Genomic DNA, 14,822 nt, shown 5'->3' on the forward strand with positions numbered 1-14,822 from the left:
GCAGGCCCTTCTTTTCAAGAGAAAGGGCCGCTACGCGCCCCGGCGAAAGCAAGCTCCGTCGCTACAAGGGTCGGTGCTGACCGTTGGTCAGACGAAGGAGTCATCGTCATCGAACAACGACGAATTGTCGCTGCTGTAATCGGCGTCGCTGAAACCGCCCTGGTCATTGCCCGAGAAGCCGTTGTCAGCCACGCGCGGCTCGTCGCCCCAGCCGTTGTTGCTCTGGTCGGCGACCTGCGCCGGTTCTTCCTTGATCACCTCGACAATTTCTTCCGGTTGCTGGTTGTGGTGGAACAGGCTGCTGATGCCCTGCGCCAGCATCACACCACCGGCCACGCCCGCAGCGGTTTTCAGCGCGCCGCCGAGGAAGCTGTTGGCCGCCGGCGGGGCTGCCTGCTGCGCATAGTTGGGCGGCGCGGCGCCGAAGTTCTGTTGCGGTGCCGCAGCCTGGTAGCTCTGCTGCGGCGCCGGTTCGCGCCAGCCGCCGGCAGATGCGGGCGCTGCGCTCTGGCTCGGCGCCGGACGCGAATTGCCGCCACCGAAGATGCTCGACAGAAAGCCACCGCCAGCGCTTGCTGCCGGAGCGCTGCTCTGCGCCTTGGCCGATTGCAGCTCAGCCTGCAGACGCTGGACCTGCTGGGTCAGCTGCTTGTTCTGCTCGTCGAGGCTTTTCAGCGCGGCCTCTTGCACCAGAATCGCCTGGGTCATGAAATAGCCTGCCGCCGGTTGGCGTGTCAGGTGTTCCTTGATCCGCGCCTCGGCCTGGGCGTCGCGCGGGGCTGCCTCCGTTTCGGCCTGTTGCAGCCGGGAAAACAGTCCATCGATCAGGGTTTGCTCTTCGCTGTTCATGGCGACCTCGTAGATTGCCGGTAATAACGTGCCCACGCCCACTTTAGGCGCGGTGCTCTCCTGTAATGGAGACGGTGACAAAACGTTTCAATGACCTTTACCGAATGTTTACGTTTGTGTCGCCCCGCGTTGCATCGGTTAAAGTGAGCCACTGTTTTCGACCTGCGATACCGACTGATGAATGCCCTCGAAGTACTGCGCGACTCTTTGTATTTTTTCAAACGCCATCTGGGCAGCATCGTGCAGTTGTGCCTGCCGCTGGTGATTGTCGAAGCTTTCTTGCAACAGGCGGTCGATCACGCCACCGGGCCGGACACCTTTGCCGGGGTCAGCATCATCGTCGGCCTGCTGGTATATCCGCTGTACACCGCCGCGCTGATCCTGTTCCTCGACGCGCGCAGTCGTGGCGAGTCGCCGCGCAACCGTGACCTGCTGGCGATGGCCGCAACCCTGTGGCCGCGCTTCGCGGTGCTGACTGCGCTCAATACCTTGCTGATTCTGCTTGGTCTGTCATTGTACTTCCTGCCGGGCCTGATGCTGATGGTCATGCTCGCCTTCGCCGAATACCTGCTGGTGCTGCGCGGCCTCGGGCCGTTGCAGGCGATGAAGGAAAGCCTGCGTCTGACGCGCGGACATTTCTGGCGCATCCTGCTTTGTATCCTCTGCGTGATGACACCGTTGTGGCTGCTCAAGGGCGCGACGCTGGCCGTGTACCCCGAGCCGCAGAATCCGCTGATTGCCGGGCTGATCGACAGCGCTCACAGCTTCCTGCAACTGTTCACCAGCGTGGTGCTGTTCCGCCTGTTCATGCTGATCAGCGAATTGCCTGACAAACGTAACGGCGCAGTCTGACCGCGCCATGCTTGGGCTTCGCCGCTGCCGTCAGGTATGCTCGGGGCCACTTTCTGTAACGCTATAAGCCGAGCCATGACCCGTCTGCTGCGCTACACCCTGCTGCTCGTTGTCCTCGCGATCGTCCTGCTCGGCACGCTGCTGTTCAGCCTGACCTGGCGCCCCGACGGCCGCGAAACCCTACCGGTCAGTTGCAGCACCACGGCGCCGACGCTGGTGCCCGGGCAAGCGTTGAAAGTCATGACATGGAACGTGCAGTTCCTCGCCGGCAAGCGTTACGTGTTCTGGAACGATCTGGCCGAGGGCGACGATGAAGCGCCGACCGCCGAAGACATGGCCTTCAGCCTCGACGAAGTGGCGCGGGTGATCCGCGACGAACAACCCGATGTGGTGCTATTGCAGGAGCTCGACGACGGCGCCAAGGCCAGCGATTACCAGAACCAGCTCAAACTGTTACAGGAACGCGTCGCCGATCTGTATCCATGCAGAACCAGCGCCTTCGACTGGAAAGCCGATTATGTGCCCGAGCCCCACATCTACGGCAGCGTCGGCCGCCAGTTGGCCACGCTGAGCCGCTATCGCATCGAACACGCCGAACGCCTGCAACTGCCCGTCGCCCCGAGCAACTTCATCAGCCGCCAGTTCCAGCCCAAAGACGCTTTGCTCGCAGTCAAACTGCCGCTCAGCGATGGTGGACAACTGACCGTGTTCAATACCCATCTGCAGCGCGCCAGCGAGGCGGACGGCAATGTGCAGGCGCAAGTGGCTGCGGTGGCCAAAGTCCTCGACAAATATGAAAGCCAGGGCCTGCCCTGGCTGATCGGTGGCGATTTCAATCTGTTGCCGCTGGGCCAGTACCGGCGCCTGCCCGTCGAGCGGCGCGCGCCCTACTCTGCCGACAGCGAACTGCATCTGCTGTGGGACAAGTACCCGATGATCCCCACCAACAACGAAGCCGGCGGTATCGACCGGGCCAAATGGCTGACCCATTACCCCAACGACCCCGGCCTCAACGGACCGGATCGCACGGTCGATTATCTGTTCTACAGCCCGAAGCTCAAACGCGTGCAAGCGCAGGTGCGACAGGACGATACCTTGCGCATCTCCGATCACTTGCCGGTGATTGCGCGTTTCCTCCTGCCCGCTGCGCCCTGAGCGGTTTGTTCTTATAGGCCGGGCGGAACGTAGCCCGGAACATAGCGAACGTTAGCGCACTTGCCATGCAGTATCCGCCCGTCTTCGATCAGGAACTGGGCGATCTTCTTCTGCTGATTGACCTTCGCCTGCAACTTGCAGGTAGAACTATGGCCGACCTGTTGGTAGTGCTCGGTGTACATCATGCCGTTGCCGGTATGCGTCATCGAAGTGCCGGCCGCCTCGGTGGAGGTCCAGCTCGCGGACTTGTGCCAGGTCAGCACGGCCAAGGGCTCGCCGTTCGGACCGGTTTCCTTTTGCATCGAATCAGGAGTGCCGAACAGGTCCAGTGCTTCCTGCATATCGCGGCCCTCCCAGCGGCTTTGCGCGATGGTCGAACAGCCGCTCAAGAGCAATCCTGCCAACAGGGTTGCCAGCCATAAACGTGTGTAAGTCATTGGAGGCCCCGGCTTATTTCTTCAGTTCGAGCAGGCTGTCGATGTTGTCCATCATCTGGCTCTTTTGTTGAATCGGCGCGAGCTTGAAGAACATCTGCTGCAACATCTCGATCATTTGCAGGTATTCCATCTTCCCCACGGCGGCCATGTCGTTTTTCGCGCGACTGCCCGGCGCACAGGCAAACTTCAGTGCCTGCTGGACCCAGAACTCTTTCGGGGTCTGCCATTGGTTGGCAACTTTCAGATGACGCATGGTGTAGGCAAGGCGCTCGATGGACTGGCCATTGATAAAACGTACCTTGCCTGTAGCGCACTGGGCTTCGAGGTTGTAGACGTCGATCATCGGTTTGCCCGGCTCTTCATACACCAGGGTCACCGCGACCATGGTCGCGCCTTTGGTTTTCTGCGAAGGCACTACCGACGTCGCATCGGCGACGTACATGATGTTTTTCTGGGGCACGCCGTTGCCGTAGATAATCCACCAGTCGCCAATCGGATTGGGCTCTTCGGCCAGGGCCGGACTGGAGGCGGCCAATAGCGCAGCCGACAAGAAGATCAGCTTCTTGAGCTTGAAAAAAGAGGTCATGAGGCAGTTCCGTTCCTTGGGCACAAGTTGCCAGGCAACAAGGCTTGTTATTGTTCAGGCGGCGATTTTGCGAGCCTGAACAAACAAGGGCAATTAGCACGGATGGGCTAATGGCGCGCTGCCATTGCAGGTCAGGTGCCCCGTGGTTTTGCCCGTGCGGTAGCTTCGGCGACCAAGGGATCATCCGGCCAATAGTGCTTCGGATAACGCCCCTTCAGATCTTTCTTCACCTCGGCATAGGTGCTGCGCCAGAAGTTGGCCAGATCCTGGGTGACCTGCACCGGCCGTCGCGCTGGCGAGAGCAGATGCAGCTTTACCACTTGCCTCCCGCCGGCAATCCGAGGCGTATCGGCCAGACCAAACAATTCCTGCAAGCGCACCGCGAGAATCGGTGGATGTTCGCTGTAATCCAGTCGAATCGATGAGCCCGACGGCACGCTCAAATGATGCGGCGCCAGCTCATCGAGTTTCTGTGGCAGCGGCCACGGCAGCAGGTTGCGCACGATGCTCGACAGGTCGATGCTGGCGAAATGGCTGAGCCTCGAGACCTTGCCCAGATACGGCAGCAACCAGCCTTCCAGCGTATTCAGTAGCGCTGCGTCGCTGACATCCGGCCACTGGCTGTCGTCCTGGGTGCCCAGATCGAGCTGGCGCAACAGCGCCACCCGCGCCTGCCACTGACGCAGTTCCGGCGTCCACGGCAGCAACTCCAGACCCTTGCGCCGCACCAGATTGACCAGCGCCTGACTGCGCGCGTTTTCATCCAGACCGGTCAACGGCTCGCGGCTGAGAATCAGCTCGCCGACCTTGCGCTGGCGCTCGGCGCGCAGCACGCCTTCGCGCTCGTCCCAGTCGAGTTGATCGACGCTGCGCACTTGCTCGGCGAGCACCGAGTCGAACAGCGCCGGATCGAAATCCGCCGCCAGGTAAATGCGCTCTTCGCGCTGGCCCTGACGGCTGCCGAGGTCGGCGATGACGATCCACTCGTGCTTCATCAGGCTGTCGGCCTCAGCGAACAGCGCGGCGCGACCGTTGGCCAAACGGTATTCGGCCCCACCGGCACGCCGTTGCTGGGCGACGCGATCCGGGTAGGCCAGCGCCAACAGCGCGCCGAGCCAGCGCGGATGCTCGGCATCGCTGACCGGTTCGCTCGGCTTGCCGCGCAGATAGCCGCGATATTGCCGGGCCAATTGCCGGGCGCGCTGCACCCCGCCCTGCGCGCCACGACCGGCGCGCTCTTCGCCGGAAAGCAGGACCAATCGGCTGTGCAAATCCGCGCCAGCGCCGCGCAGGATATCGCGCTCGCCGAGCAGCGCCGCCACATCGCAGGCCATGGCCGCCAACCCCAGCGCCTGACCGCGCAACAGCAAGTGCGCGATGCGCGGGTGCGCTGGCAGTTCAGCCATGGCCTGACCGTGAGCCGTCAGCGTGTCGCCGTGCAAGGCGCCGAGCCGTTGCAGCAAATCCTGCGCTTGCGCATACGCGGCGGCCGGCGGCACATCCAGCCAGACCAGTTCGCCCGGGGCCACGCCCCAGCGCCCCAGTTGCAAAGCGAGGCTGGCCAGATCCGCCGAGAGAATTTCCGCGCTGCCATAAGCCGCCAGTTGTTCGTGCTGATCCTGCGACCACAGGCGATAACACACACCCGGCTCCAATCGCCCGGCGCGGCCGGCACGCTGGGTGGCGCTGGCCTTGGAGATGCGTTGAGTGTCGAGGCGGGTCATGCCGCTGCCCGGGTCGAAACGCGGCACCCGCGCCAGCCCGGCATCGATGACCACGCGCACGCCGTTGATGGTCAGGCTGGTCTCGGCGATGTTGGTTGCCAGCACCACTTTGCGTTGGCCGGACGGCGCCGGATCGATCGCCGCGCGTTGTGCATTGAGGTCGAGTTCGCCATGCAACGGGCAGAGCAAGACGTCTTTGCGCTCGCCGATGGCATCGGCCAATTGCATATGCACGCGGCGGATTTCTGCTTGCCCCGGCAGGAACACCAACAGGCTGCCGGTCTCGTCGTGCAGCGCTTCGAGCACGGTTTGGGTAACGCGCTGGTCGATGTATTCACCCGGCTGAAACGGCCGGCCCCAGCGCATCGTCACCGGATACATCCTGCCTTCGCTGCGCAGGATCGGCGCGTCATCGAGCAACCCGGCGAGGCGCTCGCCTTCGAGGGTGGCCGACATCAGCAGAATCTTCAGCGGCTGTTCAGCGCGAAACAGCTCGCGACCGTTCAGACTGAGGGCCAGCGCCAGATCGGCGTCGAGACTGCGCTCATGAAATTCGTCGAAGATCAGCAGACCCACGCCGTCCAGCGCCGGGTCGTCCTGCAAGCGCCGGGTGAGAATGCCTTCGGTGACCACTTCGATACGCGTTTTCGGGCCAACCTTGCTGTCGAGGCGGATGCGATAACCGACGGTTTCACCAACGTGCTCACCCAGCTCGCTGGCCAAACGCTCCGCCGCCGCCCGTGCGGCCAGACGCCGAGGCTCAAGCATGACGATGGTCTGCCCGGCCAGCCAGGCTTCGTTGAGCAAGGCCAAGGGCACGCGGGTGGTTTTACCGGCGCCGGGCGGTGCTTCGAGCACGGCTTCGTGGCGTGACGCGAGGGCTTCACGCAGGGCGGGTAAAACATCGTCGATCGGCAAAGAAATCATGCTGGCTCCCCAGGGCGTGCCCACAGTAAATTGCGAGTCGCGTTAAAGCTGTGAGCGTGCCAGGCAAGGCGCGGGACGCGGGTAAGGGTCGTTTCCTTGCCAAGTCCCGCAACGCAGCATGGTGCGCTCACAGCTTTAGCCCGGAGGGCCGAACCCCGATAGAATTCATTAGCCTTCACGCGGTGTCGATCTGGAGAAAACAACTTCAATCCTCAACGTATTTCAGTAGGGGTGAGACGAGGCCGCAATTTACTGTGGGTACGCCCTGCCCGCCGCGAGTATAACGGCGAACTGCAAGGCGTTCGTCAGGGTCTTAACTTCACTCGACGAAGCTTCGTTCTTAGATGAATCAGGAGATTTCCCCATGCGCTTACCCTCTCGCCTGATCGGCGGTGTTCTGGTCGCCACCCTGCTCACGCAAATCGCCGCATGCGGTTCGATTTTCTACCCGGACCGCCGTGGCCAGATCGACGGCAAGATCGACCCGGCGATCGCCGCGCTCGATGCCGTCGGCCTGCTGTTCTACATCATTCCCGGGCTGATCGCGTTTGCCGTCGATTTCGCCACCGGCGCGATCTATTTCGAACCGGGCCACACCGCGCAGGTCGATCCGGCCAGGCTCAAGCAAGCCATCGGCCCGGACGGTCAGGTCGACAATCACAAGTTGCAGGCGATTCTTGAAAGCGAGTTGGGCCGAGATTTCCCACTCGACGACCCGCGCCTGATTCAACACAAAGGCAGCACTCAACAACTGGCGATGTACGGCCTGCAACCCGCCGCTTAACAAGGACGTTCAATGACCTCCAGCCCCGAACACGCCCGTCTTCTGCGGCTGGCGACCCGCGCTTCGGTGGCGGTCGCCTGCACGCTGATCGTCGCCAAGGCTATTGCCTGGTGGCTCAGTGGTTCAGTGAGCATGCTCGCCGGCCTCACCGACTCGGCGCTGGATGGCGTCACCTCGATGCTCAATCTGCTGGCGGTGCATTACGCGTTGCGCCCGGCGGATGACGATCACCGTTATGGCCACGGCAAAGCCGAATCGCTGGCCGGGATGGCGCAGGCGTTATTCATCGGTGGCAGCGCGGTGTTGATCGCGTTTCAGGCCTACCAGCGCTTGCACACGCCGGAGCCGCTTGGCGCGCCGTGGCTGAGCATCGGCGTGATCGTGTTTTCGCTGCTGCTGACCGCCGCGCTGCTGATGTTGCAGCATCGGGTGATCACGCAGACCGGCTCCAACGCCGTACGTGCCGACTCGCTGCATTACCGTTCGGACCTGCTGCTCAACGGCAGCATCCTGATCGCGCTGGTGCTGGCGGGTATGGGCTTCGCGCAACTGGATGCGTGGTTTGGCCTGGGGATTGCCGCGTACATTTTCTGGAGCGCGATCCAGATCGCCCGGGAAAGTTTTTCGGTGTTGATGGACGAGGAACTGCCGACCGATGTCAGCCAGCACATGCTCGAACTGGCCTGCAGCGTGCCGGGCGTGCTCGGCGCACATGACCTGCGCACGCGGATTTCCGGCAATCACTGGTTTGTACAATTGCATCTGGAACTGCCGGGGGAACTGACCCTGTCAGTCGCCCATGGCATCAGCGATCAAGCGGCGGCGGCAATACACAAGGCCTATCCGAAGGCCGAAGTGCTGGTGCACGCCGACCCTGTAAAAGCAGCCACAAGCGACAATCCCCTAGCTTCGAGCCTCTAGTTTCAAGCTTCAAGCCTCAAGCTTGTAGCTTGTAGCTTGTAGCTTGTAGCTTGTAGCTTGTAGCTTGTAGCTTGCAGCTTGCAGCTTGCAGCTTGCAGCTTGCAGCTTGCAGCTTGCAGCTTGTGGCTTGTAGCTTGCAGCTTGCAGCTGCCCCTATCTGACCTGATAACCGCGACTGCTCAGGCAGTTGCCCTGCGCCTGGCGATAAGCCTGAACCACCTCTGGCGCGGGTTGATAAGTCGCGGTGCGCGGATCGAAACCGCTTTGCTGCACCGCGTACTGCGAGCACTGGTAACCGTCCTGCTGCACTTGCTGCGGTGACTGGCCGTTGGCCGGGTAGGCTTCCACGTCATAGCCTTGGGATTGTGGTTGCGGCTGTTGCTGCACCGGCGGCTCGACCACCACGTAATCCTGCGTCGCCTCCTGATAGGCGTAATACGAGCCGGCGGCGAGGAACAGCAGCGAACCACCGATCCACACTTCACGGGCGTAATCCGGCAAATACTGGATGCGAATCCCGCGCGGCGGCTGCACGACGATGTAGCGCGGGCCTTGCGGGCGATACCAATAGCCGCCGGAATAGAAGTAATCCTGACCGCGATAAGGCACGCGGTAATCACGATCCGGGAAGCGGTCGATCACATGCCCCGGTCGATATTGCGGGCCGGGGCCCCAGCCATTGCCATGACCGTTCGGCCGTCCCGGCCAGCGGTTGTCATCGGGACGCGGCTGCGTCTGCCATTGCTGATGATGGTTCCCGTTCTGCGGGCGCTCGTCGCGGTAGTAACCCTGACGCGGCTCCTGAGTCTGGTGCACGGCGTCGGGCCGCGGCTGGATCGGCAAGTTGTTGCCCAGTTGCCGAGGCGGTTGCGGACGATCATCGGCACGGTTGCGGTTCTGCCATTGACCGTCATTGTTGGGCGGCTGGCCGTTGTGTTCGAACTGACGGCTGTTGTCGCCACGGATGATCCCGTCGTTTTGCGGCCCGTTGCCCGGCCCGCGATTCTGCGGCTCATCCGCCAGCGCTTGCGCACCGACCCCCACACACAGCAAACCAACACCGGCCAGACGCCAGATGCGCGAATTCATGCTTTTCCTCATTGTGGGAGCCTGTCGTTGAGAGGGCCTGTTGCTGAGACTCGAAACTGGCCAACCGGGTTCTGCCACAGGTTATCAGTCGCGCGACTTATTTATTGAGGGGCCCACATGAAATCGCAGGCAAGAAAAAAGGGAGACCCGTCGGCCTCCCTTCTGCAGATACTTCGTCCTGGCTCGACGCTTTTGACGTCGGCTCACCTCACGCCGTCTTCTGGACAGTGTGCAGCTCGGGGGCCGGCACATCCCCGGTGGGGGTGGCGGCCGCGGCGGGCCTGATTGGGCGGGCCGCGTGGACTGTGTTACCGAGCAGTGATTCTGGTGATAAGAATAGGCCTGAGGCTGCGACAGATGATTGCGAAAATTGCTCAATTAAACACTGCTTGCGCAATTTTTAACCCTGGATAGATAATCCGCCGCAATAGTTACGACCAAGGACAGATTGATGAGCAAACTTGACCGGTATGACCTGAGTATTTTGGCGGAATTGCAGCGCGACGCCCGTATCTCCAACCAGGAACTGGCCGAGCGCATCGGTCTGTCGCCCTCGCCTTGCTCGCGCCGGGTCAAGCAGCTGGAAGACGATGGCTATATCTCGCGCCAGGTGGCGCTGCTCGATCGCAAGATGCTCGGGCTGAGCCTGACCGCGTATGTGCTGATCGGCATGGACCGGCATACGCCCGAGCGCTTCGAGAATTTCGAAGCGGCAATCCGCACATTGCCGCAAGTGCTGGAATGCAGTCTGGTGACCGGAGTGGATGCCGACTACCAGTTGAAAGTGGTGGTGCCGGATATGGATCACTATCAGAAATTGCTGCTGGGGCACCTGACCCGGATTGAAGGGGTTACGAGTGTGCGGTCGAGTTTTGTGTTGAATCAGGTTTTGAACAGCACGGAATTGCCGCTGACACATTTGCGTAGCTGATCAAAAGCCCCTCACCCCAGCCCTCTCCCGGAGGGAGAGGGAGCCGACCGCAGGGTCTGGCGATATACATCGACCTGAAATCCCGAGTCGATTGTGGATTCGCAACAACTGGATCAGGTCGGCATCGCTCATCAGCATCCCCCGATCGGTCCCCTCTCCCTCTGGGAGAGGGCTAGGGTGAGGGCAACAGTTCTGGATCAGACCCAGATCAATGCCACCCCACCGACCATGGCGTATACTCGCCGCCGCCCTTTCAGCCCTGTCCGCGCCGGAGATCGCAATGGATCCAGCACTGTTCGAAGAGTGGATGATGACCGGTCTGGTCAGCATCCTGATCATTTTCATGGGTTTCATCGTCTGGGACCTGGCGAAGAAGTCCAAGGCCGGGCGCTTTGGCTCGTTCATTCTGTTTTTCGTGCTGGGCCTGGGCGTGGCCGCGTTCATCATCAAAAGCGTGGTGATCGGCCTGATCGAATCCGGCGCCTTATAAGCGCGCCGGCACTTCCCGCCACTGGCCCTGATCAAGCCCTTCGATGGTCCAGTCGCCAATCCTGACCCGCACCAGACGCAACGTCGGCAGCCCGACCGCCGCCGTCATGCGCCGTACCTGACGGTTGCGCCCTTCGCGAATCACCAGTTCCAGCCATGAAGTCGGTATGGTCGCGCGAAAGCGTACCGGCGGATTGCGCGGCCACAACTGCGGCTCAGCCAGTTGCCGCGCCTCGGCGGGCAAGGTCATGCCGTCATTCAGCTCGACGCCATCGCGCAGGCGCTGCAACTGCTCGGCCGTCGGCTCGCCCTCCACCTGCACCCAATAGGTCTTCGCCAGTTTGTGTTTCGGATCGGCGATGCGCGCCTGCAACTGGCCGTCGTTGGTCAACAGCAACAAACCTTCGCTGTCGCGATCCAGACGTCCGGCCGGATAAATCCCCGGCACATCGATGTAATCCTTGAGCGTCGCGCGCCCTTCACCGTCGCTGAACTGCGTCAGCACATCGAAGGGTTTGTTGAACAGGATCAGTTTCGGCTCGGCCGGCGGCGCTTTTGCAACACGGCGTGGCGAGGACGATTGCGCTTTCACACCTGGACGGCGCGAAGGTGGACGTGGGGGACGGGACATGGCGAAAAGAACATCTAACGGTCAGGGCTGTTAATGCTAGTGCCCCGACCGCCAAATGACCACGACTAAGCGTTAACGGAACGGCGGCTCGTCGAAGCTGCGCAGTTTGCGCGAGTGCAGCGAGTTGAGTTCGGTGCGCAGCAGATCCACCGCTTCGATACCGATTTTCAAATGCTGGCTGACCGCACGCTCATAGAAGGCGTTGGCCGAGCCCGGCAGTTTGATTTCGCTGTGCAGCGGCTTGTCCGACACGCAGAGCAACGTGCCGTACGGCACCCGCAAGCGATAACCCTGCGCGGCGATGGTGCCGCTTTCCATGTCCACCGCCACTGCCCGGGACAGGTTGATCAGCGGTCGTTCCTGAGCCCAGCGCAATTCCCAGTTGCGGTCGTCGTAGGTCAGAACCGTGCCGGTACGCAGGCGTTTCTTCAGGTCGTCGCCCTTCTCACCGGTGACGTTCGCCGCTGCCTGTTGCAGGGCAAGCTGCACTTCGGCCAGGGCCGGGATCGGAATATTCGGCGGCACCACGCGATCAAGAATGCCGTCGCGACGCATGTAGGCGTGAGCCAGCACGTAGTCGCCGATGGTCTGCGACTGACGCAGACCGCCGCAGTGGCCGATCATCAGCCAGCAATGCGGACGCAGCACAGCCAGGTGATCGGTGATGTTCTTGGCATTGGACGGGCCGACGCCGATGTTGACCAGCGTGACGCCGTGGCCGTCGTTGGCGATCAGGTGATAGGCCGGCATCTGGTAACGGTGCCAGACCACACCGGCAGCGATCGCCGAGGCTTCGCCGTGGTCCATGCTCTTGTCGATGATCACGTTGCCCGGCAGGACCATGCGCACAAAACGCGGGTCGTTGCGCAGTTGCTCCAGGCCATGGACGATGAACTGGTCGACGTAGCGGTGATAGTTGGTCAGCAGGATCCACGGCTGCACATGGCGCCAGTCGCTGCCGGTGTAATGCACCAGACGGCGCAGGGAAAAGTCCACGCGCGCGGCGTCGAACAGCGCCAGTGGCAGCGGATCGGTGTTTTCCCAGTCGTAGAGGCCGTCGGCAATGCCATCGGTAGCGGCGGACAGATCGGTACTCGGGAACACCCGCGCCAGCACCGCCGCGGTGACACCGGAACCGGCCAGTTCATCGCCCTGCTCGACCACGTACGGATAAGGAATGTTCTGTTGGCTGACACCGACTTCGACGGTCACGGTGAAGTCGTGCATCAACGGCGTCAGTTGTTCGAGCAGGTATTTGCGAAAAGCGGCCGGGTGGGTGACGGTGACGCTGTAAGTGCCCGGCAACTGCACCTTGGCGTAAGCGCGGGTGGTCTGCGGCACTTCGCCCTGGCAGTGGTAGGTCAGACGCAGTTCGGGATAACGAAACAGGGCACGCTGTTCGGCGTCGGGCTCGACGCGGTCCTTGAGGTAACGCTTGAGCGCGGAATTCAACGCAGTGGTGGCCCGCTCATGCAGCTCGGCCAGACGATCTACGGCTTGTTCGGCGGTTTGAACGACAATAAACGCTTCGGTCACGATCAGCTTCCTGTGTTCTGACTTGCAGAGCTTCATCTTGCCTGCATCGTGGACGCACGGGAACAGTGGCGTTGTGGCGACACTTAAATCTGCAGATCAATGATGTCCCCCTGTGGGAGCGAGCCTGCTCGCGAATGCGGTGGATCATCCAATAAAGATGTCGACTGACACACCGCTTTCGCGAGCAGGCTCGCTCCCACAGGGGGGATTTGAGGTGGGTCAGAAAAGCTGTGGGGTCGAGCGGGCGACGATGGCTTCGACGTCCAGCCCACGGGGCAATGCGCCGTAGACCCGGCCTCCACCGCTCAGGCGACTGGCAATGAAGGCATCGCTGACCACCGAGTTGCCCGCCTCCAACAAAAGCTTGGCCTGCAACCCAAGCGCAATGTCCTCGGTCAACTGCCGCGCCCGATACTGAATGTCACTGGTGTCCTTGAACTGCGCCTGCAACTGCTGGATATGCGCGGCCAGACGCTTGTCGCCATGGCCGTCGCCCAATTCGCTGAACAGCACATCGAGCACGCCCGGCTCTTTCGACAATGCACGCAGCACGTCGAGACACTGCACATTCCCCGAACCTTCCCACGTCGAATTCACCGGCGCTTCGCGGTACAGGCGCGGCAGGATGCTGTCCTCGACATAGCCGGCGCCGCCCATGCATTCGGCGGCTTCGTTGATCATTCCCGGCGCGCGCTTGCAGATCCAGTATTTGCCCACCGCTGTCACCAGCCGCGCGAATTGCGCTTCATGGCGATCATTCAGGTTATCCAGCGCCCTGCCCATGCGCAGACTCAGGGCCAGCGCGGCTTCGCTTTCCAGCGCCAGATCGGCCAGCACGTTTTGCATCAGCGGCTGCTCGCTGAGCAATTTGCCGCCGACTTTGCGATGAGCGCAGTGATGGCTGGCCTGGGTCAGCGCCTGGCGCATCAGCGAACTGGAACCGACCATGCAATCGAAACGGGTCATCGCCACCATCTCGATAATGGTCGGCACGCCGCGCCCTTCTTCGCCGACCATCCACGCCAGTGCGCCACGAAATTCCACTTCGCTGGAGGCGTTGGACTGGTTGCCGAGTTTGTTTTTCAGACGCTGGATGTAGAACTGATTGCGCGTGTCGTCCGGGCGATGACGAGGGAGGAGGAAGCAGCTCAAACCCTTGTCGGTCTGCGCCAGCGTGAGGAAGGCGTCGCACATCGGCGCCGAGCAGAACCACTTGTGCCCGACCAGTTCGTAAGCCTGCCCCGGACCGCTGGCGCCGACCGGATAAGCCTTGGTGGTATTGGCGCGAACGTCGGTGCCGCCCTGCTTTTCGGTCATCGCCATGCCGATGGTCACGCCGGCCTTGCGCGCCATGCCGACGTTGCGCGGATCGTATTCGGTGGCGAGGACTTTCGGCAGCCACTGTTCAGCCAGGTCCGGCTGCAAGCGCAGGGCCGGCACGCTGGCGAAGGTCATGGTCAACGGGCAACCGCTGCCGGCCTCGGCCTGACTGTGCAGATAGGTCATCGAAGCGCGGGCAACATGGGCGCCGTTCTGCGGGTGCGCCCACGGCAGCGAGGTCAGGCCATGTTCAACTGCCGTACGCATCAACTCGTGATAAGCGGGGTGAAACTCGACCAGATCAATGCGATGACCGTAGCGGTCATGACTGGCGAATACCGGTTTGTTCTGGTTGGCGAGAAACCCCGCTTCCATCAAAGGCCCGCCCGCCAGTGCGCCGTAGGCGTCGATCCGCGACTCGGCCCAACCGGCGCCAAAACGCCGCGACCACTCCTGCAGCGGCAGGTCGATGCGGTACAGGTTGGTGCCGTCCAGCGACGGCGGCTGATTGGTGACTTCGTGGGTTTCGGCGAACTGATGCAGGTTCATGACGGCGCTCCTTGTTCAGCAATGGCACCAGTTAAGCACTGG

Annotated in this window: 14 protein-coding genes; 6 read left to right on the forward strand and 8 right to left on the reverse strand. The window is 62.0% G+C overall.

Features of this window, described 5'->3' with window-relative positions; translation table 11 throughout:
• Positions 1-87 precede the first annotated feature (87 nt).
• The gene (locus GXB78_RS19215) at positions 88-849 is read right to left on the reverse strand and encodes a DUF2076 domain-containing protein (RefSeq protein WP_329516600.1); all 762 of its coding nucleotides are present in this window, start codon (positions 847-849) and stop codon (positions 88-90) included.
• A gap of 177 nt (positions 850-1,026) precedes the next feature.
• Here GXB78_RS19215 and GXB78_RS19220 point away from each other — a divergent pair, with 177 nt between their 5' ends.
• Both GXB78_RS19220 and GXB78_RS19225 read left to right on the forward strand, forming a co-directional pair.
• Positions 1,027-1,701, forward strand: coding sequence for a YciC family protein (locus tag GXB78_RS19220; RefSeq protein WP_016773061.1), 675 nt, complete (start codon positions 1,027-1,029; stop codon positions 1,699-1,701).
• 75 nt (positions 1,702-1,776) lie between these two features.
• On the forward strand, positions 1,777-2,856 hold the full coding sequence (locus GXB78_RS19225) for an endonuclease/exonuclease/phosphatase family protein (protein ID WP_329516601.1): 1,080 nt from the start codon (positions 1,777-1,779) through the stop codon (positions 2,854-2,856).
• Between the two features lie 11 nt (positions 2,857-2,867).
• On the opposite strand, the gene GXB78_RS19230 is transcribed toward GXB78_RS19225, so the two are convergent.
• The 3 genes from GXB78_RS19230 to hrpB form a co-directional block, all read right to left on the reverse strand.
• Positions 2,868-3,293, reverse strand: coding sequence for a hypothetical protein (locus GXB78_RS19230; protein ID WP_329516602.1), 426 nt, complete (start codon positions 3,291-3,293; stop codon positions 2,868-2,870).
• A 13-nt stretch (positions 3,294-3,306) separates the two neighbouring features.
• Entirely contained in the window at positions 3,307-3,879 is a 573-nt protein-coding gene (locus GXB78_RS19235) for a hypothetical protein (protein WP_329516603.1), read from the reverse strand.
• A 131-nt stretch (positions 3,880-4,010) separates the two neighbouring features.
• Complete coding sequence (gene hrpB, locus GXB78_RS19240; RefSeq protein WP_329516604.1) at positions 4,011-6,530, reverse strand: ATP-dependent helicase HrpB; 2,520 nt, start codon at positions 6,528-6,530, stop codon at positions 4,011-4,013.
• Positions 6,531-6,894: 364 nt separating this feature from the next.
• Between hrpB and GXB78_RS19245 the strand changes: the two genes are divergently transcribed.
• Both GXB78_RS19245 and GXB78_RS19250 read left to right on the forward strand, forming a co-directional pair.
• Positions 6,895-7,314 carry a polyribonucleotide nucleotidyltransferase gene (locus tag GXB78_RS19245; protein WP_329516605.1) on the forward strand — a complete coding sequence of 140 codons (420 nt, stop codon included), beginning with the start codon at positions 6,895-6,897 and terminating at the stop codon, positions 7,312-7,314.
• A gap of 12 nt (positions 7,315-7,326) precedes the next feature.
• Positions 7,327-8,235 carry a cation diffusion facilitator family transporter gene (locus GXB78_RS19250; RefSeq protein ID WP_329516606.1) on the forward strand — a complete coding sequence of 303 codons (909 nt, stop codon included), beginning with the start codon at positions 7,327-7,329 and terminating at the stop codon, positions 8,233-8,235.
• Positions 8,236-8,388: 153 nt separating this feature from the next.
• Here GXB78_RS19250 and GXB78_RS19255 read toward each other — a convergent pair whose 3' ends face one another.
• Complete coding sequence (locus GXB78_RS19255; protein WP_329516607.1) at positions 8,389-9,324, reverse strand: DUF6515 family protein; 936 nt, start codon at positions 9,322-9,324, stop codon at positions 8,389-8,391.
• A 451-nt stretch (positions 9,325-9,775) separates the two neighbouring features.
• On the opposite strand from GXB78_RS19255, the gene GXB78_RS19260 reads away from it, so the two are divergent.
• Positions 9,776-10,255, forward strand: a complete 480-nt coding sequence (locus tag GXB78_RS19260) for an Lrp/AsnC family transcriptional regulator (protein ID WP_007909658.1) — start codon at positions 9,776-9,778, stop codon at positions 10,253-10,255.
• A 280-nt stretch (positions 10,256-10,535) separates the two neighbouring features.
• The gene (locus GXB78_RS19265) at positions 10,536-10,745 is read left to right on the forward strand and encodes a DUF2788 domain-containing protein (protein ID WP_016773053.1); all 210 of its coding nucleotides are present in this window, start codon (positions 10,536-10,538) and stop codon (positions 10,743-10,745) included.
• Here the strand turns inward: GXB78_RS19265 and GXB78_RS19270 are convergent.
• The 3 genes from GXB78_RS19270 to GXB78_RS19285 form a co-directional block, all read right to left on the reverse strand.
• Complete coding sequence (locus GXB78_RS19270; protein WP_329516608.1) at positions 10,740-11,375, reverse strand: pseudouridine synthase; 636 nt, start codon at positions 11,373-11,375, stop codon at positions 10,740-10,742. The two genes, GXB78_RS19265 and GXB78_RS19270, sit on opposite strands and share 6 nt — an antisense overlap.
• A gap of 72 nt (positions 11,376-11,447) precedes the next feature.
• On the reverse strand, positions 11,448-12,947 hold the full coding sequence (gene amn, locus GXB78_RS19275) for an AMP nucleosidase (protein ID WP_329516609.1): 1,500 nt from the start codon (positions 12,945-12,947) through the stop codon (positions 11,448-11,450).
• 183 nt (positions 12,948-13,130) lie between these two features.
• Positions 13,131-14,780: an acyl-CoA dehydrogenase family protein gene (locus GXB78_RS19285; protein WP_329516610.1), complete on the reverse strand. Its 1,650-nt coding sequence runs from the start codon at positions 14,778-14,780 to the stop codon at positions 13,131-13,133.
• Positions 14,781-14,822: the final 42 nt, after the last annotated feature.

The sequence above is a fragment of the Pseudomonas moraviensis subsp. stanleyae genome (assembly GCF_036283065.1).
In the GTDB taxonomy this organism is placed as follows: Bacteria; Pseudomonadota; Gammaproteobacteria; order Pseudomonadales; family Pseudomonadaceae; genus Aquipseudomonas; species Aquipseudomonas stanleyae.

Coding starts and splice junctions, on each gene's coding strand:
- GXB78_RS19215 (WP_329516600.1), bottom strand. CDS start 849: ATGAACAGCGAAGAGCAAACCCTGATCGATGGACTGTTTTCCCGGCTG.
- GXB78_RS19220 (WP_016773061.1), top strand. CDS start 1,027: ATGAATGCCCTCGAAGTACTGCGCGACTCTTTGTATTTTTTCAAACGC.
- GXB78_RS19225 (WP_329516601.1), top strand. CDS start 1,777: ATGACCCGTCTGCTGCGCTACACCCTGCTGCTCGTTGTCCTCGCGATC.
- GXB78_RS19230 (WP_329516602.1), bottom strand. CDS start 3,293: ATGACTTACACACGTTTATGGCTGGCAACCCTGTTGGCAGGATTGCTC.
- GXB78_RS19235 (WP_329516603.1), bottom strand. CDS start 3,879: ATGACCTCTTTTTTCAAGCTCAAGAAGCTGATCTTCTTGTCGGCTGCG.
- hrpB (WP_329516604.1), bottom strand. CDS start 6,530: ATGATTTCTTTGCCGATCGACGATGTTTTACCCGCCCTGCGTGAAGCC.
- GXB78_RS19245 (WP_329516605.1), top strand. CDS start 6,895: ATGCGCTTACCCTCTCGCCTGATCGGCGGTGTTCTGGTCGCCACCCTG.
- GXB78_RS19250 (WP_329516606.1), top strand. CDS start 7,327: ATGACCTCCAGCCCCGAACACGCCCGTCTTCTGCGGCTGGCGACCCGC.
- GXB78_RS19255 (WP_329516607.1), bottom strand. CDS start 9,324: ATGAATTCGCGCATCTGGCGTCTGGCCGGTGTTGGTTTGCTGTGTGTG.
- GXB78_RS19260 (WP_007909658.1), top strand. CDS start 9,776: ATGAGCAAACTTGACCGGTATGACCTGAGTATTTTGGCGGAATTGCAG.
- GXB78_RS19265 (WP_016773053.1), top strand. CDS start 10,536: ATGGATCCAGCACTGTTCGAAGAGTGGATGATGACCGGTCTGGTCAGC.
- GXB78_RS19270 (WP_329516608.1), bottom strand. CDS start 11,375: ATGTCCCGTCCCCCACGTCCACCTTCGCGCCGTCCAGGTGTGAAAGCG.
- amn (WP_329516609.1), bottom strand. CDS start 12,947: ATGAAGCTCTGCAAGTCAGAACACAGGAAGCTGATCGTGACCGAAGCG.
- GXB78_RS19285 (WP_329516610.1), bottom strand. CDS start 14,780: ATGAACCTGCATCAGTTCGCCGAAACCCACGAAGTCACCAATCAGCCG.